24 protein-coding genes are annotated in these 24,754 nt (G+C 38.4%); 6 read left to right on the top strand and 18 right to left on the bottom strand.

The window, feature by feature from the left end; translation table 11 throughout:
* Positions 1-72 precede the first annotated feature (72 nt).
* The 9 genes from G592_RS0107525 to G592_RS0107485 all read right to left on the bottom strand — a co-directional run bounded on the left by G592_RS0107525 (position 73) and on the right by G592_RS0107485 (position 11,305).
* The gene (locus tag G592_RS0107525; RefSeq protein WP_028247291.1) at positions 73-3,156 is read right to left on the bottom strand and encodes a type I restriction endonuclease subunit R; all 3,084 of its coding nucleotides are present in this window, start codon (positions 3,154-3,156) and stop codon (positions 73-75) included.
* Complete coding sequence (locus G592_RS16990; RefSeq protein ID WP_028247290.1) at positions 3,157-4,446, bottom strand: restriction endonuclease subunit S; 1,290 nt, start codon at positions 4,444-4,446, stop codon at positions 3,157-3,159.
* Positions 4,439-7,036, bottom strand: a complete 2,598-nt coding sequence (locus tag G592_RS0107515) for a type I restriction-modification system subunit M (protein ID WP_028247289.1) — start codon at positions 7,034-7,036, stop codon at positions 4,439-4,441. The genes G592_RS16990 and G592_RS0107515 overlap by 8 nt, the downstream gene beginning before the upstream one ends.
* A 21-nt stretch (positions 7,037-7,057) precedes the next feature.
* Positions 7,058-8,209, bottom strand: a complete 1,152-nt coding sequence (locus tag G592_RS0107510; protein WP_028247288.1) for a hypothetical protein — start codon at positions 8,207-8,209, stop codon at positions 7,058-7,060.
* The gene (locus G592_RS0107505; RefSeq protein WP_028247287.1) at positions 8,210-8,647 is read right to left on the bottom strand and encodes a hypothetical protein; all 438 of its coding nucleotides are present in this window, start codon (positions 8,645-8,647) and stop codon (positions 8,210-8,212) included.
* A gap of 8 nt (positions 8,648-8,655) precedes the next feature.
* Positions 8,656-8,811 carry a hypothetical protein gene (locus G592_RS17520; RefSeq protein WP_155942170.1) on the bottom strand — a complete coding sequence of 52 codons (156 nt, stop codon included), beginning with the start codon at positions 8,809-8,811 and terminating at the stop codon, positions 8,656-8,658.
* A gap of 95 nt (positions 8,812-8,906) precedes the next feature.
* Complete coding sequence (locus G592_RS0107495; protein ID WP_028247286.1) at positions 8,907-9,926, bottom strand: restriction endonuclease PLD domain-containing protein; 1,020 nt, start codon at positions 9,924-9,926, stop codon at positions 8,907-8,909.
* 12 nt (positions 9,927-9,938) lie between these two features.
* Positions 9,939-10,598, bottom strand: a complete 660-nt coding sequence (locus tag G592_RS0107490; protein ID WP_028247285.1) for a nitroreductase family protein — start codon at positions 10,596-10,598, stop codon at positions 9,939-9,941.
* The gene (locus G592_RS0107485) at positions 10,595-11,305 is read right to left on the bottom strand and encodes a helix-turn-helix domain-containing protein (protein WP_028247284.1); all 711 of its coding nucleotides are present in this window, start codon (positions 11,303-11,305) and stop codon (positions 10,595-10,597) included. Before G592_RS0107485 ends, G592_RS0107490 begins: the two co-directional genes overlap by 4 nt.
* Before the next feature lie 318 nt (positions 11,306-11,623).
* Between G592_RS0107485 and G592_RS0107480 the strand changes: the two genes are divergently transcribed.
* The 6 genes from G592_RS0107480 to G592_RS0107455 all read left to right on the top strand — a co-directional run bounded on the left by G592_RS0107480 (position 11,624) and on the right by G592_RS0107455 (position 17,871).
* The gene (locus G592_RS0107480) at positions 11,624-12,730 is read left to right on the top strand and encodes a tyrosine-type recombinase/integrase (protein ID WP_051194808.1); all 1,107 of its coding nucleotides are present in this window, start codon (positions 11,624-11,626) and stop codon (positions 12,728-12,730) included.
* 139 nt (positions 12,731-12,869) lie between these two features.
* Positions 12,870-14,759, top strand: coding sequence for a tyrosine-type recombinase/integrase (locus tag G592_RS0107475; RefSeq protein ID WP_196801825.1), 1,890 nt, complete (start codon positions 12,870-12,872; stop codon positions 14,757-14,759).
* On the top strand, positions 14,756-16,243 hold the full coding sequence (locus G592_RS0107470) for a tyrosine-type recombinase/integrase (RefSeq protein WP_028247281.1): 1,488 nt from the start codon (positions 14,756-14,758) through the stop codon (positions 16,241-16,243). The genes G592_RS0107475 and G592_RS0107470 overlap by 4 nt, the downstream gene beginning before the upstream one ends.
* Positions 16,243-16,635 (top strand): DUF6262 family protein, encoded by a 393-nt coding sequence (locus G592_RS15900; RefSeq protein WP_051194807.1) that lies wholly within the window; start codon positions 16,243-16,245, stop codon positions 16,633-16,635. Before G592_RS0107470 ends, G592_RS15900 begins: the two co-directional genes overlap by 1 nt.
* Positions 16,636-16,657: 22 nt before the next feature.
* Positions 16,658-17,563 (top strand): ParM/StbA family protein, encoded by a 906-nt coding sequence (locus G592_RS0107460; RefSeq protein WP_028247280.1) that lies wholly within the window; start codon positions 16,658-16,660, stop codon positions 17,561-17,563.
* Entirely contained in the window at positions 17,563-17,871 is a 309-nt protein-coding gene (locus tag G592_RS0107455; RefSeq protein WP_028247279.1) for a hypothetical protein, read from the top strand. Before G592_RS0107460 ends, G592_RS0107455 begins: the two co-directional genes overlap by 1 nt.
* Before the next feature lie 41 nt (positions 17,872-17,912).
* Here G592_RS0107455 and G592_RS0107450 read toward each other — a convergent pair whose 3' ends face one another.
* The 9 genes from G592_RS0107450 to G592_RS0107410 all read right to left on the bottom strand — a co-directional run bounded on the left by G592_RS0107450 (position 17,913) and on the right by G592_RS0107410 (position 24,738).
* Positions 17,913-18,605, bottom strand: coding sequence for a hypothetical protein (locus G592_RS0107450; protein ID WP_028247278.1), 693 nt, complete (start codon positions 18,603-18,605; stop codon positions 17,913-17,915).
* A gap of 252 nt (positions 18,606-18,857) precedes the next feature.
* The gene (locus tag G592_RS0107445) at positions 18,858-19,586 is read right to left on the bottom strand and encodes a MerR family transcriptional regulator (RefSeq protein ID WP_028247277.1); all 729 of its coding nucleotides are present in this window, start codon (positions 19,584-19,586) and stop codon (positions 18,858-18,860) included.
* A 164-nt stretch (positions 19,587-19,750) separates the two neighbouring features.
* Positions 19,751-19,972: a hypothetical protein gene (locus tag G592_RS0107440; protein WP_028247276.1), complete on the bottom strand. Its 222-nt coding sequence runs from the start codon at positions 19,970-19,972 to the stop codon at positions 19,751-19,753.
* 72 nt (positions 19,973-20,044) lie between these two features.
* On the bottom strand, positions 20,045-20,368 hold the full coding sequence (locus G592_RS0107435) for a hypothetical protein (protein WP_143001130.1): 324 nt from the start codon (positions 20,366-20,368) through the stop codon (positions 20,045-20,047).
* 51 nt (positions 20,369-20,419) lie between these two features.
* Entirely contained in the window at positions 20,420-20,572 is a 153-nt protein-coding gene (locus tag G592_RS17515; RefSeq protein WP_155942169.1) for a hypothetical protein, read from the bottom strand.
* 15 nt (positions 20,573-20,587) lie between these two features.
* Positions 20,588-21,814 carry a type II secretion system F family protein gene (locus G592_RS0107425; RefSeq protein ID WP_028247274.1) on the bottom strand — a complete coding sequence of 409 codons (1,227 nt, stop codon included), beginning with the start codon at positions 21,812-21,814 and terminating at the stop codon, positions 20,588-20,590.
* A 23-nt stretch (positions 21,815-21,837) separates the two neighbouring features.
* Positions 21,838-22,593, bottom strand: a complete 756-nt coding sequence (locus G592_RS0107420) for a type II secretion system F family protein (RefSeq protein WP_028247273.1) — start codon at positions 22,591-22,593, stop codon at positions 21,838-21,840.
* Entirely contained in the window at positions 22,533-23,741 is a 1,209-nt protein-coding gene (locus G592_RS0107415) for a CpaF family protein (protein WP_028247272.1), read from the bottom strand. Before G592_RS0107415 ends, G592_RS0107420 begins: the two co-directional genes overlap by 61 nt.
* Complete coding sequence (locus G592_RS0107410) at positions 23,734-24,738, bottom strand: hypothetical protein (protein ID WP_028247271.1); 1,005 nt, start codon at positions 24,736-24,738, stop codon at positions 23,734-23,736. Before G592_RS0107410 ends, G592_RS0107415 begins: the two co-directional genes overlap by 8 nt.
* Positions 24,739-24,754 lie beyond the last annotated feature (16 nt).

The raw sequence follows: 24,754 nt of genomic DNA, 5'->3' as shown, positions 1-24,754 counted from the left end.
GATGATGGATATATAAAAAGCTTGTAGGTCATTACACCTACAAGCTTTTTCAAAAAACTCACATAACATCAGTTAGGTCTTATATTTTCTTCTCATTTCTGCCATCCATTTTGGTAATTCTTCTGTCAGATCAATATTATGTAGAAGAGGTGATACAACATCTCTTTTCGCTTTTGTTATTTCAACCGTATCAATAATCTCATCTATCCTCGGAACTACATCAGGTTCAAGATTTGAATATGACATAAGGGAATTATATAGCAGATTAGCATCCGCTCCCCATTCAGAAGCAAAATCATCTATTTCATGTTTCAATACATTATTCTTCCATAATTCGTATGACTCATCTATAGGTTTTGACGCTTCAACTTTTCCATTTTTTATGTCTTCTACAAATTCCTCAAGAAGTTTCGCATGTTCTGCCTCTCCTAAGTTCGATAATTCCTGAATCTGCTCTAGGATTAGACGTAAGGATTCATCATCAACAATTCTTGCGTTTCCACTAACTGTAGTTTTTTCTCCAATCAAATTTATAATGTAAGCGGCATTAATCACTTGTGTTCCCACAAGTTTTGTTTTACCTGGAAGTGGTCGAATTACAACAGGTGGCGGATCAACTGGTGTCTCATGCGTCAAGTTTTTATATGCGCCAGTATACTTCATCCACGTATGCTCATCAATTCCAAAAGTTTTATCATTCCATTTATACTCATAATACTGAGAAACAACATTTAGTTGTATTGCTGCCCTCTTATATGAAATTACAAATCTTTTCTTTGCATCCTCATCATCTTTTATATTTATCCAATCTGCCGGATCTTGCAGTTCATTACACATATCGCTTAGTAATGCATTTAGTTTTCCTACCGCAACATCATATGTATCAACAATAGCCGGAGAACTCTCTCCTCCGCTTCCATATAGTTTTAAGGCTTCATCGACCGCTTCTTTAGTCATACGGGGATATATAAAATTAATAATTGTTCCAAATTCTTTGGCTTCACCATATATTCTATTCGTTCTAGAGTACGCTTGTACAAGTCCTTGCAATTCTAGTTTTCTATCAACATATAATGTATTAAGATATTTAGAATCATATCCCGTTAGCATCTGGTCTGCTACAATTACTAAATCAATATTTTTTTCGTTTCGTCCACTTCCTCCTCTTGCTGTCCTTAAAACTAAATCTTCAAAATATTGAGATTCCCCATGTTTAGAATCTCCTGGAGCAAATTTAATCCCTGTGAATGCATAATAATACTCAAAAATTCTCTCTGCAAACTTTCTTGCTTCATTATCAGTATCATTTTCATTTCCAAAACTCACAGTCACAGCCACATGAATCGGATCATCCACATGCTTTTGCTGTTTCTGAAATTCTTCTGCGTAAGCAATCGCCCTACTTATCTTACCAGTAGTAAGTATTGCGTTAAAGAAACGATGCTGCGATTGTTTTTCCCAGGAATTCAAGATTTCTGAAACAACTCTAGGGATATGCGTCTCATCTTGATAAACAAACACATTCCTCTTACTACTCTCTTTTTCAACATCAAGTTCTGACAAAGCCTGTACCTTGTGCTCTACATCTCTTAAGTCTTCATCTGGCTTTTCCTCTATAATTGCTTCAACAAGCTTATCTCGTAAATCTTCGTAACTTTTAAACTCACCAGTATTTATGTAATCTACATGGAATCCCAAAACGTTTCTATCTCTTATTGCTTCATCGATAGTATATTGATGAAGTTTGGGCCCGAATAGCTTTTCAGTAGTATTGATCAATTCACTCTTTTCATTTACCTTTCCCTTAGCTTTATTTTCATCAAATAAAGGCGTTCCGGTAAAACCAAAGAAAAGACCATTCTTCTTAAAGAATTTTTGAATTGTCACCATCATGTCTCCCATCGTTGTTCTATGGGCTTCATCTATGATGAAAACAAACTTTTTCTCATTAAGTGCATGATCAGACGTTTCAAGAAGATCTTTTACTAATGCATTCAGCTTAAAAGTTGTTGTAACTACTATTCCATTATGACCTGCCATAAGATGTTTTTTTAATTGATAAGTATGTTTTGTATCATCCACTTTCACAGACTCATATGCGGAATAAGCTTTAAATCTTGTCGAAGTATTGGTATCTAGTTCTCTTCTATCAACGAGGAATACAACCTTATCAAAACCTGCTCTTTTTGATAAAAATAACGCTGTTTTAAAACTCGTTATAGTCTTTCCTGATCCGGTTGTATGCCAAATAAAACCGCCATGAGGAAAGCCTCCACATTTCCCGTCTTGGCCTGTGGCTGCCAATTCCACTGCCTGAAGAGCATATACTTGATATGGGCGCATTACCATATGGCATTTTTCATCTTCTTTTTCGGACTCATTTATAACTAGATAATCGCCTACCATCTGATGTGCCATTGGTATTTTTAAAAATGTTGATGCTATTTGTCTCCAATCTGTAATTCTATTATTATCTTTATCCGTCCAGTGAAAACAAAATGCTCTATTAAAATCGGATAATGATTTGGGCGTAGCAAAATACTCTGTATCAATTTCAGTACATATCACCATCATTTGCGAAAATGCCATGAAATTATTCGTATATTCACCATCCTGATAATATCTTTTGAACTGCCCAAATGCTTCATCTATAGTTTTATCAGTTCTCTTCTGTTCAATATTAATAACCGGAAGACCACAAATAAGAAGAACAATATCAAAACGGTTATTGTTTTTTGTAGTGACCTCTCTGGCAATTTGATACGAAGAATCCCCGCCAAGCACCTGTGCTTTTCTATAAATTGTAAGTGTAATTTGTTTTTTTGTTACTTCCGGGTTATCATCGCGCCAGATACCATCAATTTTACCTTTCCCATTTTCAGCAGCCAATATCTTTGCAGCTTCATAGCTGTTGTTAATTTGGTTTACACGTGAGAGCACTTGTGAAAACTCATTATCTGTAAGTGGGACACCTTCCAGAACATTTTTATTAATTCTGTTCAGTTCACTACGCCAATTCTCTATTAGAGTTTCCACCGTAACCTTATGTAGATTTCCATTTAATTCATCAGGAGCTGACCAGCTATATTTCTGTAACTCATTTACCAAGTTTTCCTGAAATGCTTTTTCAGTCGCATTTTTAGGTGCATTGCTCATTTATTTTCCTCCTACAAACATCGCATCAAGGTAGGCTGCTTTAAGTTTTTTAAGTTTGTCAAGCTCACGCTGATGAAGGGTGATAAGGTTGTCGAGGTTTGAAAAATACTCCCCGATTTTAATCTGCTCATCTATGGATTTCGGAATAATCATATCCGTATCTTGAAGAGCTGACTTTGAAATTGAAGTAACTTTTATTCCCTGCATCAACGGTTTTAGCTGATTGTGATATGCAGGAGAATTGATATAGTATCCCAAGAACATCGGACCATATTTTTCCTTTGGACGACAAGCTATCGTATGAAGTCCAGACAGGAGCTTCATTCCTTCGGAGCCCCGTATTTCTGTACATTTGCCAACAGTATCATCCTCTGCTGTATCTGCGATTATAATGTCCCCATCTTGCAAAAATGAGTTCTTAAACTTATCAGCTTTTGCATCATCGGATATGTACGGCAGCTCAGTTTGGGAGGCATCAATATAGTCTCCAAACTTTATCAGAACATCACCGTAATGCACATTCTTTATTGTTCCGCTCTCATAGTTCAATTCTGCTCTCGATAAGGTATTATTCTGCAATCCATCAAAGACTGAAACAAACTTACGCTGTTCCCAAGGGTCAGTAAATCCCGGAAATCTTCGCTTTGGAAATCTTTCTCCATTTTTTGGAAACATCTCATCAAGATATGCATTTTTTACCTTTTTTAGTTTTTCATACTTACGCTGATGAAGGGTGATAAGGGATTCAAGCTTTGTAAGAAATGTTCCAATTAGCTTTTGCTCTACTATATCTTGTGGCATTGATATAGGCATCTCGTTAAAGATTTTATCTGTGATAGCAAATCTATCAGAACGGGCACCAGAGTTCCCATTAAACCTCATAAATGAATGCCAACACGTTGTCTGAAAGTACCATTCCAAGTAGCTTAAATCGATATCATAAGGTCTAAATACATAGTAAAGCGGAGACATTGCTCCTGTTCTTTCCAGCTTGTTTCTTTTAATAGGTCCAAATGGAGCTGTTGCGGAAATACGAGGGTTATACACAAAATCATCTGGCTCCACAACATAATATCCATCTATATTTTCGGCATTAGCAATATCTTTTTCAAAAAAGTCTCTCTGAGAGATAATTCCAAACTCTGCAGAATTTGTGAATACCTCATCAACTACAGCATCTTGATTTTTCTTAGTTACCTTATTAGATATTTCACCTAGCTTACGCTGTTCCCAAGGGTCAGCTTTTTCAAACTCTTTAAATCTTAATTTTGGTGTGTTTTTTCTATTCATTTACAATCACCAACTCTTTCTGAAAATCTTCAATTTGCTGCGTAAGAGCACTAATTTGATTTTCTATATCGTCTAAAGTATCAGAGTATCGGTCGTAAAGGTCTTTTACAATTTCTATTTCATTAGCCAGCGGTAAGACTATAAGCCTTGTCATCTCTTCTTCTACATCTCCAAACCACTTCTCATGCATAATAGTATCAATCTCTTCATTTGTAAGAAGAAGTATTCGTTCTTGAACCGCTTCCTTTAATTCCTTTTCTTTTTGCTTTTGAATCTTAGATTTCTCGGCCTTTTCCGCAAATAGTTTTTCACATGTTTCAAGAAGTTTTCTTTCTTGGCTTCCCTTATCCGCCGACTTTATCGCATCCTTCACTTTCTTTCTGTCTAGTTCATCCCCAGAATCCTTAAAGCATTCTGCAAAACATGAGTAATCTTCGTTAGATTCATCTCCAGCAAAATCTGTTATTTCTGCAATCTCAGAATCAACCTCGGCTATTTTGGTCTCAATTCGATTGATTTCCTCTAATTCTTCCTTAAACAGAATTCTCTCAATTAGCTCATTTGGAACAATCGCACCTATGAATCCATCTTGTTCTTCATGTTTTTTATCTCCAGACCCTTTAGTTACCATATTGGGAACCCGAGTCCTTCCTGCTTCATAAAACCCCTTTTCTCCAATAATTCCAGCATCATGACTAAGCGAATCTTTCCATATATCTGCCACTACTTGATACCCTTCATATATATCTACAAATGAATAGGCACTCAAAATAGCTTTAATTTCGTTCAGCATATCATCCTTGATTTTTGCTATCGCTTCACTACCGTCACTTTGAGAAATCTCTTTTATTTCATTCCAATACTTCTCAATATATTCATCAATTTCCTTCTTAAGCTTATCGGATTTAAGTGTGACCGTTTCAGAATTGATGACTTGTTTCTCAAAATCAGCTGGTGCACATTCCATTTTCAAATATCCAGGTCTTAAAGTTGAAAATGTATTCTTTATTATTTCTGGGACGCTAGAATTCAAAACAGTTAAATTTGCAATGTTACTCTCTGGAATCCCTCCGAACAAATGTCCATCCACATCTTCTGCAATCGTATCTACAGTACTATCAACATACCTCGGAATATTTAGATTATAGTCATTCTCAATAATCTCTTTTTTCGTTGCAACATGTGAAAAGCCCTTTTCTTCTTTTCTTTCTAGGTATGTGTCTACTATCCTTGCAATATCACGTTCTCTAAGAACGTTTTGCTTTCCCTGCTTTGAGTACCCATTGGACGCATCAATTATAAGTACAGGCTCATCGAATTTACGATCTTTGCGCAATATCATTACTATTACTGGAATACCTGTATTTGTGAACATGCCTGCCGGTAGTCCAATTACTGCATCAATACAGTCTTTATCTATAAGTGTTTTTCTTATATCGCCTTCGGCAGCTCCTCTAAAGAGAACTCCATGCGGAAGAACAATACCCATTATGCCTCCATCTCTATTCAAATGGTACAATCCATGTAAGAGGAATGCATAATCTCCTTTGTTATCAGGAGGAAGAATACCGTCAACAAATTCAAATCTTGGATCTGATCCCTTTATCTTTGAACTGTTCCAGTTTTTTAGCGAATACGGAGGATTCATAACTACCGCATCAAAGAGTATCCCTTCTCCCGGTCTATTAGGATCTTCTGGCCAATCTTCCGCCAATGTATCTCCATTTTTAATATCAATTTTATTAGGTCGAATACCATGGAGCAGAAGATTCATACGTGTCAGGTTATATGTAGCTGTATTCTTCTCTTGTCTGTAATAATGGAGATTCTTTTTATCTTCTTCGGAAAGATGTCCTTTAACAGTCAATAACAACGAGCCAGATCCAACAGCTGGGTCATAAATCGAAGAAATCTTGGCACACTTTGCTGCAATCTGTGCAATTACTTCTGACACATAATGTGGTGTATAGAATTCACCAGCCTTCTTACCTGATTCCATAGCAAACATGCCAATCAAGTACTCATATGCGTCTCCCAGAATGTCATTTTCTTGAAGTTCAACCATATCTAGATCTGCAAAAAGAAGGATTAGTTCTTTTATATTATCGCTTCTCTGTTTTAATGTGCTTCCTAAAGCTGTATCAGTGAGATCAAGATTTGAAAACAATCCCTTAAAATCATCATTATCCTTTTGTGCGTCAACATTTCTTTCAAAGCTATTTAATGAATCAGATATTTTTTCTAATTCAAATTCACCATTATTGATGTCATTTATCCAAGATTGGTATAACTGATCCGGCTGTACATAGTATCCCAAATAGTCTTTTACAAGATTCAACACCTTATTATCTGCTATCCCTGCATTATCTTTTTGAACAGCCTTTACATTATCAGCATAGTACTTGACTAATTCCATGCCTATAGCAGATGATTTTGAAACCGATTTAAAGGCTTGCAATGTTTTATCACTCAAAAACTTATAAAACATAAGACCAAGCATATAATCTTTATAACGGCTGGCATCCATTGAGCCTCTAAGCTGATTTGCTCCATTCCACAGTCTTCTTTTGATCTCATCTGATGTAATCATTTTTTGTTCCACCTTTGCTTATTATTTGTTTCTTTTACTCTTCCAACTAAAAATATTTCTAAATAATGCCTCAATACGACCAATAAGGCTCTTTTCTCTCTTTATCCTTGCTTCCTCAGCTCTTTGTTCTTCAATTCTTGCCTGCTCAGCTCTGTCCTCTGCTTCAAGATGCTTGTCGAAGGTATACCCACAAATATATTCAAGCATGGAATAAAGCTTCTTTCCGTCAAGCTTCTGATTATGAAAGCCTTGGGTTATATACCGCTCTCTTGGAGCTGTCTTTACATAATTGTTATGCCATAAGGACAGGAAGTTTTTATCAAAGCCCTTAATGATCCAGGTATCTTCCTTACCCTTTACAGTTAGCTCTCCTGCTGTATCAATACGAAACTTAAGCCCTTCCTCAAAAGCAAACTTTTCAAGGTGAAAGTCCATGATTCCGCCTCTAGTCAGAAGCAGATCTACTTGCGGTATCTGTTTTACATATGGGCTACACGCTGCCCTTAAGTACATTTTCCTCTTGCACTTTTTACATGGTCTCATGCCCTCCGGCACGATATCAGATGCCTCAAAGCTCTCAGGCGCAATTGCTTTTATGCACTCGCAGTCTCTGTCATGATACACATCACCGCCTGCAGCATAGTAAAATTTATACTTCTGATTATCCAAAAGGCTCTGTTTTCTTCCAAGCGCCTTCTTTTCGTCTTCAGAAACTTCCCTGGCTATATATGTAAGCTGCCCTTTACTTATAACAGGCTTACTTCCTTTTCTTTCAAGAAGCGTAAGATCAACAATGTCTTCCTTCTGATCTACCGGAACCTCATTTCCGTTTTCTTTTTGGATTCTGATTCCAAGGTCAACGCTTTTCTGAAAGAACTTCCATATGGCATTAAAGTTTCCTTCTGCTATATAGACTATCTGCCTGTCCCAGTCGAATCTTACAATGCTTGACTTTATATAGTTTTCACTTGAAAAGTCGAAATACACAAGTGCTGCATTAACAAGACTTTTCTTTATATCTTCATAGCCCGGTATCGCTGAAATCTTCTTAGGATACAGGACAATCTTCATATCATAAAAATCTTCTCCCCAAAGAATACATTCACAGTCCGCATCCATAAGGGCTTCATTTACTTCTCTTTCATAGAAGACCTTCTCACTTTTTAACTCCATTTATTCTTTCCTGTATGATGTAACACCATCTTTGGTGTATTTCTTATATCCGCTTGCTTTAATCTGCTGTATTGTAGGCGGTCTGCTTTCATCCCTTCCTTCAAGTGTCACGTCTGTAAACAGTGAAAGCTCAAGAAGTATAAAGACTACGATTGCAGCTATCCTAAGAATTATCCTTACAATCGGATGTCCTATATGCGCAAGCAAACTCCATGCAGTAAAGCAATTCATAAACCCTGCGGCTCCTGCCGGAATTATTACTATCTTTGGAATAAATTCCAAAATTCCAAAGATGATAATAAATGCAATCTGCACCGGTATCCTTATCCCACCTTCAATATGCAGTTTGTCTACAATAGCTATACTGTATATAAATGCTGCAAAGAGGTTAAATATAGCTATTCCTATTGTTCCCGCGTTTAATGGTTTCGATCTCATATACTCCCTTAAAAGATTCCGAACAATCCTTTTTTCTTGTCTTTATCCTTATCCGGACCTTTGTCCTTCCCTTTTTTCTTCCTATCGTTCTTTTCTTCTTCGTCCAGCATTTCCATCATGAAAAAATCGTCAATTGCATCATCCTCATCTTCAAATATTCCCATAGCTTACCTCCAGTTAGGTACACTGACCCATGATTTTACATGTGTTTTATGTTTCTACTGTAATGGTAGCAGATAGGGTGTCCTAAAAAACGGACTCATAACGTCTCATTTAGTCTTTTAAGCACATAATCTGCAAATTCCTTTGTGAGCTGGAACGGACTTCCATAGCTGATGGCATTCAAATTATCTTTCCCTCGCATGGTCACATGATCTTCTTCATGCAGACGGTGTATTATAAAATCCTCTGGCAATTCTAATGTTTTTATTTCTTCCTGCCACCATTTCTTACTAAAATCCGGTGTCAGACAACGAAGCATATATTTATATGGCCATTTATCCCATGTATCTTCTGTATATTCCTCAGGTATATCTTCGAGTACCATATAAATTCCCACTACTAAGCCATGCTCTTTGGCATGAATCACCATAACATCACCTTTATGATATGTGGCTTTTTTGAATCCAAGCTTCACATCATCCACAAATGGCTTCTTAGGATGAGGCTTTCCATCTCTCCCGATTGTCTTAAGAAAGTACCTTGTTTCCTTTGTCTTTTCAGACCGCACAAACTTTGCAGATTTAAATGACGGTTTTTCTTGCTTTGGATGCTTCTTCTTAAACTCCTGTGCCTTCCCATAAAGGTAAGACAGATATGCCGCTGAAAGTGTATGTGCAACATTGTTTCTCACATTCTTAAGCATTTCATTTTGGAGAGTTTCATCCTCTATTAAAATGCCGTACTCAATATTCTTAGTAAGTCCCTTTGTTGTAAAATTTGCTGAGGCGGTGACAAATCCTGTTGCCTTTTCTCCCTTATAAAAGAGATAAACTTTCCCGTGTAACCCGTCGTCATAAAACATATTAAGAGAAATGTTTTCCTTCTCGCAGTACTTCTGGAGCCTTGATAAAGCCTCTATGATTTCTACGCCCATGTCAAAGCCATCTATGTTTGTGTACACATAAAGATTCTTTATGGTTGACATTTCCTCAATGATCTTCTCTATATCAGGAGCCAAGAAAGGTGATACCAGATAAAATGTATCTGACTTTTCAGCCAACGCTAAAAGTTCCTCTTTATGATTAAAGCCACCATTCCATGTAATTTCCACATTCATACCATCACATCCTTAAATCGGAAAGCTTTTCTCTGCTCCTATTTCAAAATGACATCTTACAATGCCGAGATCTACCTGGCTAAATATGCCGCCCTTATCCACGAAATCCACACTTTCATCCTCATTTAGTCGGATTGTAAACTTCTGCTGGTTGATAGCGGTAGGTGCTAAAAGTGCCATATCAACGCCTTTATTAAACCAATAGGGCCTATCACCCTTTGCTTCAATTACCTGCTCAGGACTCTTTGACTTATGGGGCTTACCCTTATCTTTCCCATATCCTACGGCAATACTGATGACAAGCTTTTTGTTGTTCCCGACTTCAGCGCCGATATTTTTCTGGTTAAAAGTTCCTGCCCAACAGGTATTAAGTCCAAGCTCCTGTATGAAAAGCACAAGCTTTTCTCCATAGTACCCAACTCTCTGCTCCAAAGTTTCATCATCGATTCCTACACAGGCAATAACACTCGGTGCAGATCCAAGCCCTGCAACTTTGTTAAAGAGCTTATTATAGGTCTTTCCGGCATCCTCCATAAATTGCAAATGAAGATTCCCTTCCTTGTTAAGCTCTTCAATCTTAGCTCTGATCTTTTCGACCTTATCAGCTTCAATCTTTTTTGCTTCATAATTTCTTACGGAATGTCTTTCTTTGATAGCATCTATCTCACTCATTGGTTCTCTCCTATGGCAAATGGACGTATATTGTCTTCATTTTTTATCGTAATATCCGTACTGATGCTGGTCTTTATGCTCACTTCATCTATGATCTCCTGCCCCAGTACCCTTACTACAGATATATACAGGGAGATTAAAGGAAGCTCGATTGCCTTTAATGTTTCAAAGATACCTGCATCATCTGTCACAAAACTTACCTTGCTTCCGGGCGTAAACTTCGGCTGGTTCATGATGATGCTCTGGATCTCATCCTTTGTGATATCCGCTTTTGTTACAGGCACAAAGAACCACTTATTTACTTCATTTCTTTCTATGATGATCTCAAAAGGCTCGTTATTCTGATATCCCTTGGATTCAATCCGCCAGTCATAGTTACTGTTCGCCATTCCAAGAAATACCGGATGAAAGAAATCTTTTCTTGCCACGCCTACAGGCCTGTCATCCTTATATTTCTCTGCATTATAGCCTGCAGCGTTCAGCAGCTCTTCATATGAAACTGCCCTGGTTGCAAGTGCAATCTTCTTTAAGGTGCTGATAGTCGGTGCATCCTCATTCTTTGCATTTGCATACCGGTTCATATAGGCGTAAGAAAGCCCGCACTCTTCACAAAAGGTTGCCTGGCTCCTATCTCCTCTTGCCTTTATGATCACTTCCCTGAACATCTCTTTATTAAAAGGATAGTCTGTTAACTCTTTTCTACGCATTAAGCATTCCTCTTAAAATAGCACAATAGTACAGATTGTATTTTACTATAAAGCACAGTCGTTTTCAAGAATAATGTGCTTTATGTTGATTTATTATATTAATTATCATTTAACATAATATGCTCTATTTCACTCTAAAGCATATTTCCCTATTGACATATACTGCTCTATATGCTTTATTATTGTTTAGAGCATATTTTATGTGTTTCAAGTTATGCTCTCTTGTGATTTAGAATTTTTTACACAAAAATTGTATTTCCCGTTACGGATTACGTGTTTTATGTCCCACATATCTGATGAAAGGAGAAATCAGGACACATGAAATATATATATGGTCAGGCCAAAAAAGGCAGAAAAACATACTTCTATGTAAAAGATTCCGAAACGGGACAGATTGAGCCACAATGCACCAGATACTTAAAGCACAAGGTCATGCAAAACAGAGCTCACAACACAATCCTTCGCATTGCAAGAATCCTTCCGTATTACATGGATTTTCTCTATGACAGAGACCTGACATTAAATTCCGTGGCTTCTATGAAGTTCGCAGAACAGTCAGAGCACTTTTACGACTTTTTAATGTATGTAAAAAGCGGCTCTCACACAGGTTCCTACAAAGAGGTAAAAAACAATACCGCCAACTCATATTTGCAGGCAGTATTCGGACTATACAACTTCCTGCACAGAAATGGCGAGGTTCCATTTTTATCAGTGCTTGATGACAGAAACTTTTCATATGTAACACCTGTGGGCACAACAGTAAGTTCTTCTTTTCTTACCTATGATGGGTACCTTAAGAAAAATGAACATAATGCCCGGATTGCCACAAAAGAAGATGTTCAAAAGATTTTGGCCGCCTGTAACAACAATAGGGATAAACTCCTTCTCATGCTCTTAGAGGAAACAGGACTTCGTATCGGTGAGGCACTTGGAATCAGATATACGGAGGACATTGATTATGAGAAAAAACGCATCTTTGTAAGATATCGTGATGCGAACCAAAACCGCGCCTACGCAAAAAATGCAGAAGAACGTTACATGAAAATATCAGATGCCCTGTTCTCCCTATTAAATGTTTATCTATCGGAGAATGCGGATCTTTTTGAGAAAACAGATTATCTCTTTATTGTCCTGCATGGAAAAACGAGGGGTACACCTCTAACGGCAAATACGTTTTATTCATCACTTGAAACCATCGGCAGACGCTGCGGCTTGCATGTAACAAACCATATGCTCCGCCACTATTTTGCGGATGAAAGGCGCAAAGCAAACTGGGCGATTGTTGAAATCTCCAAGGCTTTAGGACACAAAAACATTGCAACCACAGAAAACTACCTGCATGTATCACCGCGCGAAATCGAAGATGCCCAGGATCTTTACCTTAAAAAAGCTACTGAAGGCGTTAATATCTCCGATTTCCTGTAGCGACAAGTTTATCCTTTTTCTCTGCCTTGTAAAGCCACCTGCCAAAACATCTTACTGACTTGACAAGGCTCCAAAAAAGGACTTTTAGCACCTAAGAGGAAAATGGATAAAACCCTTAAGGTTTAAGAAAGGAATGACTATGGCTCTACTTAAGTTAGTCGAAAGCGAAAGTTCATTATATGAAGAAATTACCCTCTCGCCTTCTGTTTTAGGCAAAAGGGTTGACTTCTTATACTCATTTTTGTCATCGCTTGGCTTTTCATCCCTTTCAGAAATTTCTGTTAATACCCTAAAAGCCTTTATTACCACTGTCCGTCATGAATTTGCTTTCTCACCAAAACAGTATTCAGCATACAAAGGAGACCTTGAGACCGTCTATTTTGCTTACATGAAAGAAAATGGACATCCGCTTACCGTATCATCCTTTGCTGAAACAGCCCGTGGCAGAAAATGTCTTACCTTTCTTATGGTGTCCGGCATAGAAAGCTTTTCTGAAATCACAGCAGATACAAGGGCTTTATATGATGATTACCTTGCTCTTTCTGTTCCGGCAAAGCACTCGGAATACTTAAAAGCCTTAGACCAGATGGTTTTATCAGAAATAAAAAAGATCACCATCCGAAGAACACCGCCCTATGAAAATAGGCTCCTCTTTCTTGGATACTTCCCGGATCCCTACATTGCAGAGAGGCTTTACTACACAGCGCGCAAGGAATTTCTTTACTTTGACTTTTCACTGCCTGCATCTGTGACTGTAAAAAAACAAATTTACAAAGTCCTGCTTTTTGACCTTTCACAGATTAAGGATCGAAAAAACCACTACATGATCCAGCACTTCATAACGCCCCTTTACTATCTCTATAAGTACTGCGTTAGTGCCGGTATTCAGGACTTAAAACATATAACAGACAAGGAAGTATCTGATTTTCATGCTTTCCTTGAAAAAAACATGGATGCGATATCAAAAAATGCTCCACAGGTTTTATACAGGGCCAGACGATTTTTATTTCTTTCAGATAGTAAGCCAGACTTTACAGCAACACTCTGGTTCCTTGAAAGATTCTCATTATCTGAAAGAGCAAACCCTACACGAGGAATTGAGTGCTTTAACTTTGGAGACGTTTCCTATGAGCACAGAGAAATCCTGCAGCACTACATGAAATATCTGCTTGTACTATCGCCCAAGTACTCTATGCAGTCATTACTTGAAAAATACTACGGAGCTAAAGAATTTACCAAATACCTTGAAGAAAAGCACAGTTCCCTATCCGAACTATCATATTCGGACATTGAAGGCTTCATAGAATACAAAGACTCTCAGGACCTTAGACCGGAAACCTATAACAGGACGCTCACCATGCTTTCCTTTTTTCTGACCACGCTTTCCGTCAGAGAAAAGCTTTTGATCCCATCGTTTCCTTTTGACTACTTCTATAAAAAGGCAAGATATCTACATCATGACAGGACTGTTGAAGAAGAAACGATTGATCAGATTTTTACAGTACTTTCCGACTTCCCCGAAACCCTTGGTCTTATGTACTTAACCCTCTATTCCACAGGGCTTCGTATCAATGAGGTCTGCTCCCTAAGAAAAGACGCCCTCTTTTCTGATAATGGAGCCTTTTGGCTTAAGATTTACCAATATAAATTGCGCTCTGACAAGCAGATACCGATACCGGAAGAAGTATCAAGGCTCTTAAGACGCCACATAACAGAAGATGATTCCGGGTCAGAATTTATCTTCCCTTCATGCAAAGACAAGAATAAGCCTTACCAGGCAGCTACTTTTGTAAAACAGATGAAGGCTCAGCTCCTTCTATATGAAGAAACAAAGGACATAGATTTTAAGTCCCATGACTATCGCCACACCATAGCTACAGACCTTCATATGTCTGGAGCTCCCCTTGGCACCACAAGAGCTTACCTTGGACACACTAGGGATGATATGACAAAGCAGTACATTGACCACCTGCCGGGTCGCATCGACCTTTTACAGGAGGAATATTTTAAGGAGAACCACATCGAATGAAACTGTATTTTAAGGATCTGCCCTGTTACAGGAATTTAACACCGGATCAAAGAAAACATAGCCTTTACGCACCAAAGCATGCCTTTGATTTATCAAGGCTCCCACCTACAGATATAAGAAATGACTTTGCCGCCTTTATATATGACAGGGCAGAAAAGATATCCTATCTCTCCCTGCGTAGCGAGCAAACAAACTTTCATAATTTTGCTGACTTTATTACTGATACCTTTCCGGAAATAGAGCACCTTACAGACCTTCCTCTTAAGGACATAGAAAGGCGGCTCCGTGTATATCTTCTCATGAACGAAGAAAGACTTTCCTATGAAAAGTACCGGTCCGAGCTTGGAAAAACCTATAGGGCAGATAACCCAATGTTTTACTACTTAAGAGCAGCCTATAATTACTTTCTTCCAAAGGAAGATGAAGGCTTTTCACTTGAAAATGATATCTGGAAGTTAGAATCGCTTCCTTTCCCTGTACGGGACTCCCCTATCAAGGAAAGAAAACAGATAAACTTCTCAAAGATCAGGCAAGAGGACATAAAAAAAGAAATCAAAGATGCCGCTCTATATCACTTAAAAAGACGCTCTGTAAGCTATGTATCTGTGGAAATCATGGCAGTAAATTTTCTCTCTGAATTTTTACAAAAATCTTTCCCGGAGATCATATCCTTAAAGGACTTTAGCCGGGAACTTTTAGAGGAATACCTGTCATACCTCTACCTTGAATCAAAACGTAAAAAGGACTACAGGACAGAACTGTCTGCCCTAAAAAGCATCTTTATCGTGGTTGGAAAGCTATACTCCTATGACAACCTAAAAGGAATTTTCCTAAAAAGTGACTTTTCTAAGCACAAAAGAACCATATACAAAAGCTACTCTGATGCAGAGCTGCAAAGACTCCACGCAGGCTATAAGCTCCTTGATAAGCAGACTGCAAGGCTCCTGCTAATCCATGAGCTTTTAGGGCTTCGTATATCCGATACCATGACGCTAAAAAAGGAAAATGTCTTCTTTGGAGAAAAGCCACACGTAAAGATATGCCAGCCCAAAACCGGAAATACCTATGAAAAGACTATCAATGAAGAACTATGCTCGCTCCTTAAAGCCAGCATAGAGGAAACTGCAAGTATATACGGCGATTGTGATTATATCTTTGTCTCAGACAAGGATCCCACAAAGCCCCTGACATATGCTTCTCTTTCCTACCGCTTTAGAACTATGGTACAGACCCTTGACCTGCTTGATGATAACGGAAAGCCCTTTACTGTTGGAACGCATCTTCTAAGGCATACATACGGAAAACACCTTTGTGACCTCTTTGCTGATGATGCAACAATAGCAGCTCTTCTTGGGCACAAGTCCATAAGCAGTGTGGCATATTACAGGCAGATGAGTCCTAAGACCTTAGCAGAAAGCACAAAGCCTGTAATCGACAAACGTAATGAAAAAATCAAAAAATTTAAGAAAGGATGGATGGAATAATGAACAACTACGACAACATGCTTCTTGCAAATAAGAAGCTATCAGAGGAAAAGAAGATCCTCGCAATTGACACTATAAGACGCATGGTAAAAGCAAACGAACACATATCAATCGTTGAACTTACCAAGCTTACTGGACTTTCAAGATCATTTTTCTATAAAAACGAACAGGTAAATGATGAACTTATGAAAGCCCTTAAGTCTCAGGAAGGAAAAATCTTATCCTCCCGCAGGGACAAGACCTTAAATGAAGCCCTTAAAGAAACTGTGAAAATGCAAAAAGACGAGATTGACCGCCTGCGCATGGAAAAAAGCCAGCTTGCCTTTGCTCTTAAAAGGCTTCAGGACGAGAAACAAAACGATGTTGATTTTGCACTTATTGAAAAACTTTAATTTACAAGGAGGATTTTAAACTATGGCAGCATATGTAATCGGAGTAGATGTAGGATACGGAAATACCAAGACATCACACAACTGTTTTTCTTCAGGAGTAAAGAAACTCCCCGGAAAACCGCCCCTTGCTACAAGGGTAATTGAAACCACAGAGGGCTTTTATGCAATCGGAAACGGCAAAGTATCCGTACAGAAATCAAAGACAGAGGATGAAAACATGAGAGTCCTTACAATGGCAGCTATCGCTGAGGAACTTAAAAAGACCGGCACCACTGTTGCAGACGTACATCTTGGTGTGGGTGTTCCCCTTACCCGTATGGGTGCAGAGAAAAAAGACTTTGTGGAATACTACACCAAAAACCGCCGCCTTATTTTCAAATATGAAGATGTGCAGTACTCTGTGACACTTCTTTCCGTTGATGTATTCCCTCAAGGATATGCCGGGATTGTTTCTTTCATGAAAGACTTCCACAAATCAGCCCTTGTCATTGATATCGGCTCCTGGACAGTGGATATTCTGCCTCTGACAGAATTTATCCCTGATCAGACAAGATGTAAGTCACTTCCACTTGGAACTATCACCTGCATGAATGACATCAACGAAGCTCTTCGTCAGAACCTCGGGCAGGAAGCTGATGAAACCACCATCAAGGAAGTCATGATCTACGGAACAAGCGATATCCCTAAAGACTACCTTGATATCATAAAGACAGGTCTTACATCCTATGCTACAAACCTCATGGATCAGATCAGAGCCTTAAACTTTAACTCTGACCTTACCCAGTTTATCTTTATCGGAGGCGGGGCAACCATCATGAAGCACTTCCTCTCCGAGGCAGATAAGAAAAATGCCCTCATCCTTGATGATGTATCTATCAATGCCAAAGGATATGAGGAACTTATCCGTCATAAGATGGGAGGCAGGTAATGAACGTCAAAAGGAAGACCGTTCGTTTTCAGGACACTCTTTCAGATCTTGCTGTATACGATGCCATTACAGACTATAAGAAATACGGCTACCGTTCCGAAAGCCACATGGTAATTGAAGCGGTACGCCACCTTATAAATGAGGACCCTGCACCAAATGATGCTGAGAAATTGGCTGACCTTATAGCAGAAAGACTTTCCGGAAAGCTTACGCTATCTTCCCCAAATACAGATACCTCTCCAAAAGAGGATACAAAAACAGAGGAAGCCGCCTTTGATGCAGCTCTCTCATTTCTTGATAGTTTCTAAAAATTATGAGCCAGGAGAACAAGTCTCTTGGCTCATTTACATTACTGGTTATTCAATTTCTCAGCAAGCTTCTTTCTCTGTCTTCTTTCGTGTTCAAGTCTTTCCTGAATTTCATCCATTCTCTTAAAGATGTCCGCGATTGCTTCTGTCTCATCTTTAGGACGCTCCGCAGATGCATTCTTGTTTCTGGCAGCTATGTCTTTTGCAAAGAGCTTTCCAAATGCCCATCTGACAAAGGGCTGTATAAAGAATACTTGTGAAAAGAATGCAAACGGAAAGTTATGACATACAAGCTCTACCCAGTTTGCAAGAAGTGTAAAGACATTAAACCCGTTATAATATGGATAATACAAAAATGCAGCAATAAAGCTCATTGCCGGGCACATGATAAGAACAGTACATGAAATGATAGCTGTTTCAAATATCATTGGATGATTATTCTTAGGGTCAAACATCCTGCATGCCATCTTAAAGGACATAGGGCTTCCCACAAGGCACTCCAAGGCATACGCAAAGCAGAACTCCACAATTACAACGGCCCATATAGGAAGCATCCTTCCAAACATATACACGCCACCCTGAGTTTTAATAGCTCCAAGCACACTATCTGCCCCTGTTATCTCCATAAGTAGTTTCCCGTTTACAACGTATAAGCTGTAAAACACATACCCATGTACAGTAATAATTACTGTAAGTAGGGCGAAGATCATTCTTTGAAATTGATTTCTCGGCATTAGTTATCCTCCCTTTGACATAAAAAAACATGTAGCCATAGCATTATCTAAAACGGCTTGATATGTTCTAACATACGTACCGTGATCAGATTTACGTGCTATGCACTACATGTGTCGTTTATGTTTCTCTGTTTAATTTTCAGATTTTAAAATACCACAATTTTCTCTATATTTTCAAATGATTTTTTCCATTGAACATAGCTAATAAAAAAGATATGCGCCAGGAGAACAAAGTCTCTTGGCGCAGCCACATTATTTTCCGCAATATACCTTTATAGCTTCAAAAACAAACTCTGCAGTTCCTTCTCCCCCCATCTTATTGATGTTATCCGTAAACTCACCGCCTCCGGCATACATCTTTCCAAGGCTTGAAAGGATCTCGTTTGAACACTTATAAAAATGCTCAGTTATAAAGCTCTGAAGTTTCTTTACCTGATCCTGTACCTCAACCGTGGCAGGAGCCTTATCCTTCAAGCCACCAAACTCCTCAAAGATCTTCATGAAATCAGCCATCATATGCTCTTCATCGCTCTTTGATCTGTTCTTATTCTTTTCTTCAAATTCCTTATACTCAGGGGTCTTGCCCCACTGCTCTTTTGCTCTTTTAGCATACTCATCGAGCTTGCTAGAATCAAATGCTGTAAAATCCAAATGTCTCACTCCTCTCAGTTTTAATCCTTTGCACATCTCGATCAGATTTTCGATATGCTCTTTCTTTAGTTCCAAAAGCCCTATCTGCTGATCCAGTGCTTTACTTTTGTCAAAATCAGATCTGGTTATAATATCCTTTATATCTTTTAACGGAAACTCCAGCTCCCGAAACAGTAAAATCTGCTGCAATTTTTCCAGTGCTGCATCGTCATACAGTCTGTACCCGGACTCCGTATACTCTGCCGGCTTAAAAAGTCCAATTTTGTCATAATACTGCAAGGTGCGTATACTCACTCCTGTCAGCTTACTTACTTCATTTACTGTCATCATGGCTCTCATCTCCTTCACGTGTAACTATACCATAAACTATTACGTAACGTAGGAGTCAACACATTTTTTTAAGAACCCCCTAAAAAAAATGAGCCAGGGCAATTTGCCTTGGCTCACACATATCTCTTCCCACGACAGCATAGGCTGTAATCAATGTTAATCAGCTACTTCTTTATTCTTCTTCCACAAATTGGACAATAGTTGACTTTGATAAAAGACTCTCGTTGTTCCGAAGTCCTTGGGTTAAGCACTACAATTCCAAGTTTCTTTGTATCCGGGTCAATCAAAACCCATATATATTCATCCCCACCAAATCCAAGCTCAATCTTAGCTGTCAATAAACTTCCTTCATAGTAATCCTCATGATTATCACAATATTTGCACATAAGCGTCTCTCCTATCACCTATGCCGCCTTAATTGTATTATTGCATCTTACCTGTCCATTAAACCTCGCCTATTAAAGGGCCATCATGAGCTCTCTATTCGATACCTTTGTAATTCTGTTCCTAAGCTTCAATTTCTTCTTCTGATACCTATCGTGACTCATAATCTCTGATACCGCTGGAGCTATATCCTGATCCTTATAGCAGAAATGTACATGATATAATCTTCCATCATGGCTATGATACAATACCAGCCCCGGGTACCCTTCCTTATCAAATTTCTTTATAATCCAATAGTGCCCTGAATCTATACTTATCACCTCGGCACTATCTATATTCCAATTTCTTATCTTAAAATATCCGCATGTCAAAAGGAACTCATCAAATTCTGTAAACATTATTTTTACCTTTTCTAAAAAAACTAGACCTATCATTACATAATACTTTTCTCATATACATCTAAAATTTCCACATAAAATGCGGCTTTTATCGGCTATACAGATTCCAACCAGGATAAGGATCATCTCCACTGTGCCGATTCCATCTTCCTCATTCCAAAATTCAACCATCTTATTCTTTACATTCATCATTAAATTCTTCATTTTTAATTCCTCTCTTTAATTAATCTGCATTATCGCTGGAACCACCAGCACCACTATCACTATAAAAAGCATTCCGCCCATTGGTATAAGAAGCTTTGTAGACGCTTCCTCTCCGGCTCTAACTGCTCTTTGCTTTCTCATTTCAAAGGCATATTTTTCTTCCTTTTCCAATGAATCCAAAAGATCCCTTGAGCCCTTTCTTAAATTCTGTACCAACAGCATGGAAAGCTTTCTGTACTCTTTGCATTCACAACTCTTTCCCAGCTCCTCAAGAGCCTGTATTTCCCCTCGGCCATCGGCTATTTTTCTATATGTTTTCAATAACTCTTCGTAGCCTGCCTTTTGTTTTTCACCCTGCTTTAAAGAAAGCACATACTTACCTGTGATTCTTTCCAGAGCTTTTCTAAAACTCATTCCAGCTCCCATTAAAATGGACAACTGGCTCACAATCTGCGGATAATCTTTTTCAAGTTCTTCTATGTGCATTTGTCTGGCTTTCTTATCATCCTGTTTTTTTCCTATAGCCAGTCCTGCTACCGTAAGAAGTCCCAGCAAAATAATCTGAAGACCTCTGTAATTCATCTTTTTCTTCCAGGTTAAATCCATTCCGGAAATTTCCTTTGGAAGTTTATACTTTGCATTTTCACGAGTACTTTCATCTGTCTCTTTGACTGTCCTGTTTATTGCCTCGAGCTGGCCATCTAAGGTATCCATTCCTTTGCGGTTAACCATCAGGTCAAAGCTGTATATTCTTTCCGCCTCCTCATAGTAAAGAGTGCATTGCACGTCTACTATTTCTCCACCTTCTGGAATGTTTTCTACCTTTAGCTTTCCATCTCTGGAAATAATTCCATAGGGAGATAATTTCCAGCTTGCCTCAATCAAACCATCCACATATTCTGTTCCCAGGACAAGGTCATATGTGACGTTATTAGCTGATTCGTTCTGCCCCAGATAGGTTTCCTCAATTTCTTTAACAGCCTTATCAAAGCTCTTTTCTATTTCCTTTTCTGAAAGCCTTCTATCAGACACCTCTACTTCAAATTCCTTCTTTTGATCTAAAAATTCCAACTGTAGGTCCTCTGAAATACTCCCTGTGCCTGCTTCATTTCTTTCTATGACCCCGTTAAATTCTAAATTCGTATTTACGAAGTCATAAACTAATATTCCCAGTCCCAAAAATGTTGTGACCGCTAATATTTCTATAAATTCTTTTTTTGTTAAATCATGACTCTTTTGCAAGACATCCCGCCTCCCATTTCTCTTCAGACCTTAATATCAATTATTTTTCTACCTAAAACTATCAGGAATCCGTATGCCACAAGGCATCCACTCATTAGTAAAATTCCTAAAAGATTCCCATATAATGGCTCGATAAAACCAGCCGACGTCAATGAAATATAGGTCAATATCAACATGGGCATGACACACATCACTTTTAGCTCAAGTCTTTTCTCAGTTGTGATTGTCTGTATTTCCTGCTTAACAGCAATGTTGTCCTCAATCTTTAGGGCTGTCTCACGAATATGTCTTCCATAATCGCCACCACATCTTTTCGCAAAAGATATGATTTCAGACAAGCTGACAGCTTCATCAAGACCAGTTGCTTTTGCAAATTCATCAAAAGCTTTTTCCACCTGCATATTCATTGCAATTTTCTGATTCATAATATGCACGGAAGACTCCAATATTGAGCCCTGGGGATATAGCTTCTTTAGCTCTTCCTCAGATTGTCTTAATGCTCTTTCAAGGGAATATCCTGTTTGCAGACCGGCCACAATCAGCATCATAAACTCCTTAAACTCCGCCTCCATTTTTCCCTGAAGCTGAGTTTTGTATTCCTCTGATTTAAGTTTTAACCAAAATGGGATAATCAGTATTCCTGAAAAAATTCCAAAGAAAGATCGATAAAAAAGAAATGCAATAGCAATTGTTATTCCAGCTCCCTGAATCCAGGGAATTATGCTTTGCCGCTTGCCAATAATTTTTCTGTATGCATCAAACTGCCTACTTTTTCCCATTGACCTTTTATCCTTCCATTTTCTTCATTTATTTCCCTGAATCTGTACAGGGGGTTTAGCTTTATTTCTCCTGCCTCGATACCTGCCACTTCTGATATTTCCAGCAGTTTTCGGCTCTTGTCCCTGAGTCTTCCCAGCTGGACAATGATATCTATACCTGATGCAATCTGTTGTCTGATTGCTGGAAGTGGAATCTCCGCTCCCATAAGTACCATTGTTTCAAGTCGGGACAACATATCTTTGCAGGAATTGCTGTGTCCAGTAGAAAGGCTGCCATCGTGCCCTGTGTTAAATGCCTGAAGCATTTCTAAAGCCTCGGCTCCTCTACATTCTCCAACTACTATGCGATCTGGTCTCATACGCAGACTGGATTTCAACAAATCCCTTATACTAATCTCATTTTTTCCCTCGAGATTCGCATTCCTTGCCTCCAGGCGAACCAGATTTTCTACATTCTTAAGCTGTAACTCAGCAGAATCTTCTATGGTTATCACTCTCTCATCTTTAGGGATAAATTCCCCAAGTGCATTTAGAAATGATGTCTTACCACTTCCCGTTCCACCTGATACAAAAATGTTGTAGCCACTTTCTACCAGCTTTTTCAAAAAATCAATTTGCTCCTCATCGATTGAGCCAAAATTCTTAAGCCTCTCCATAGTCATCTGTTCCTTTGGGAACTTTCTTATGGAAAGAATGCTGTGATCCACCGCAGCGGGCTTTAAAACTATGTTTATACGTGACCCATCCGGTAGACGGGAGTCCACGATTGGGTTTGACTCATTTACGATTTTGTTGCTCTGGGCCACAATACTTTGGATGATGTCATTGAGCTTTTCTTCCGATGAAAACTTCTCATCTGAATGAATAACCTGCCCATTCTTCTCAATAAAAATATTGTCCGGCCCATTTATCATAATTTCAGTAATTTCCTCATCAGCTAATAAATCTTCCAGTACGTCCAGCTTGCGTAGAGAATTGAAAACATGATTTTCTATCGTCTGACGCTGGCTCAGTGAAATTGGAAAGGATTTTGATTTCTCCATGATTTTTTCTTTTATTAGCTTTAATATTTCCTCATCGGTAACGTCATAGGATAAGTCAATTTCATTCATTACCTCTATACGTACCTGCTCTTCTATGTTAGCCATAATTTTCTAAAACATTTCTCTCATTGCTGTTCATCAGTTTCCTTACAAATACTCCCAGGTTACCTTGGAGCAGCTCTTCTAACTGGTATGTACCGTCAGAAAGATTTCCTGCAGACATAGGTAAAATTACATTTTCTACCGAAATATTCGCTTTAATCCTATCAAGATAATCTAAAAAGTTTTCCTGGCCCTTTTTGAAATAATCACCTGGTCTTCCTAGAACGAAAAGTCTGTTCAACCTCTCTATATATCTGGCAAATCCATTGATAGCTCTTCCAAAAAGAACAACCACTACATCATAATCAGTCTTCACAAGCATCTCGAAGAACCTGTCCCAAGTATCCTCATCGATTTCACTGATTTCATTTGGATTCCAAAATGGCTCAATATAATCAAAGCCCATAAAGCTTCGAACATATTCGGATAAACTATCTTCCATATCTTCAGCATTAGTATTTAATAGATAAAGAAGATCCATAAGATTCCTTTCACAATTTTTGCCAATAAGATTTGGCATTATAGAAATCTCTTCCAGATCCACGAACAGAACTTTTCCACCTGTTCTGTATGCCTGACCCAGCGCCATGGAAAATGGCAGCTGCAATTCATGATTTACTGGAGAATACACTCCAATAAGCTTAGATTTTTCATTAGAATTTTTCTTACTAATACCGCTTTTTGTGACTTCCTTTAATTCTGTGATTTCATCTAAAATCTTATCCACAGCCTGGAACTTATAAATGAAATCATCCGTCACATTTGCCGAATCCTCGGTAAGGAAGTATTTATGTCCAATCATTCCCTTAGGGCGGAATCCCGAGATTTCCTCAAACTCCTCTGTCATAATTGCAACATCAAAATCTGTTTCATCTGAAAAGAAACCTTCTGGTGTTGTAAAAATATGAACGCCCACATTTGCTTTCATCATTAAACGATTGGCGAATTTTAAAACATAATTTGAATCAAGATCACATAATGCGATTTCCAAATTTTTCATTGTTATCTACTCCATT

Source organism: Pseudobutyrivibrio ruminis CF1b (assembly GCF_000424005.1).
Lineage (GTDB): Bacteria > Bacillota > Clostridia > Lachnospirales > Lachnospiraceae > Pseudobutyrivibrio > Pseudobutyrivibrio ruminis_C.
Note: the sequence above shows the minus strand (reverse complement) of the source record. Positions and strands in the feature narration are given on the sequence as shown.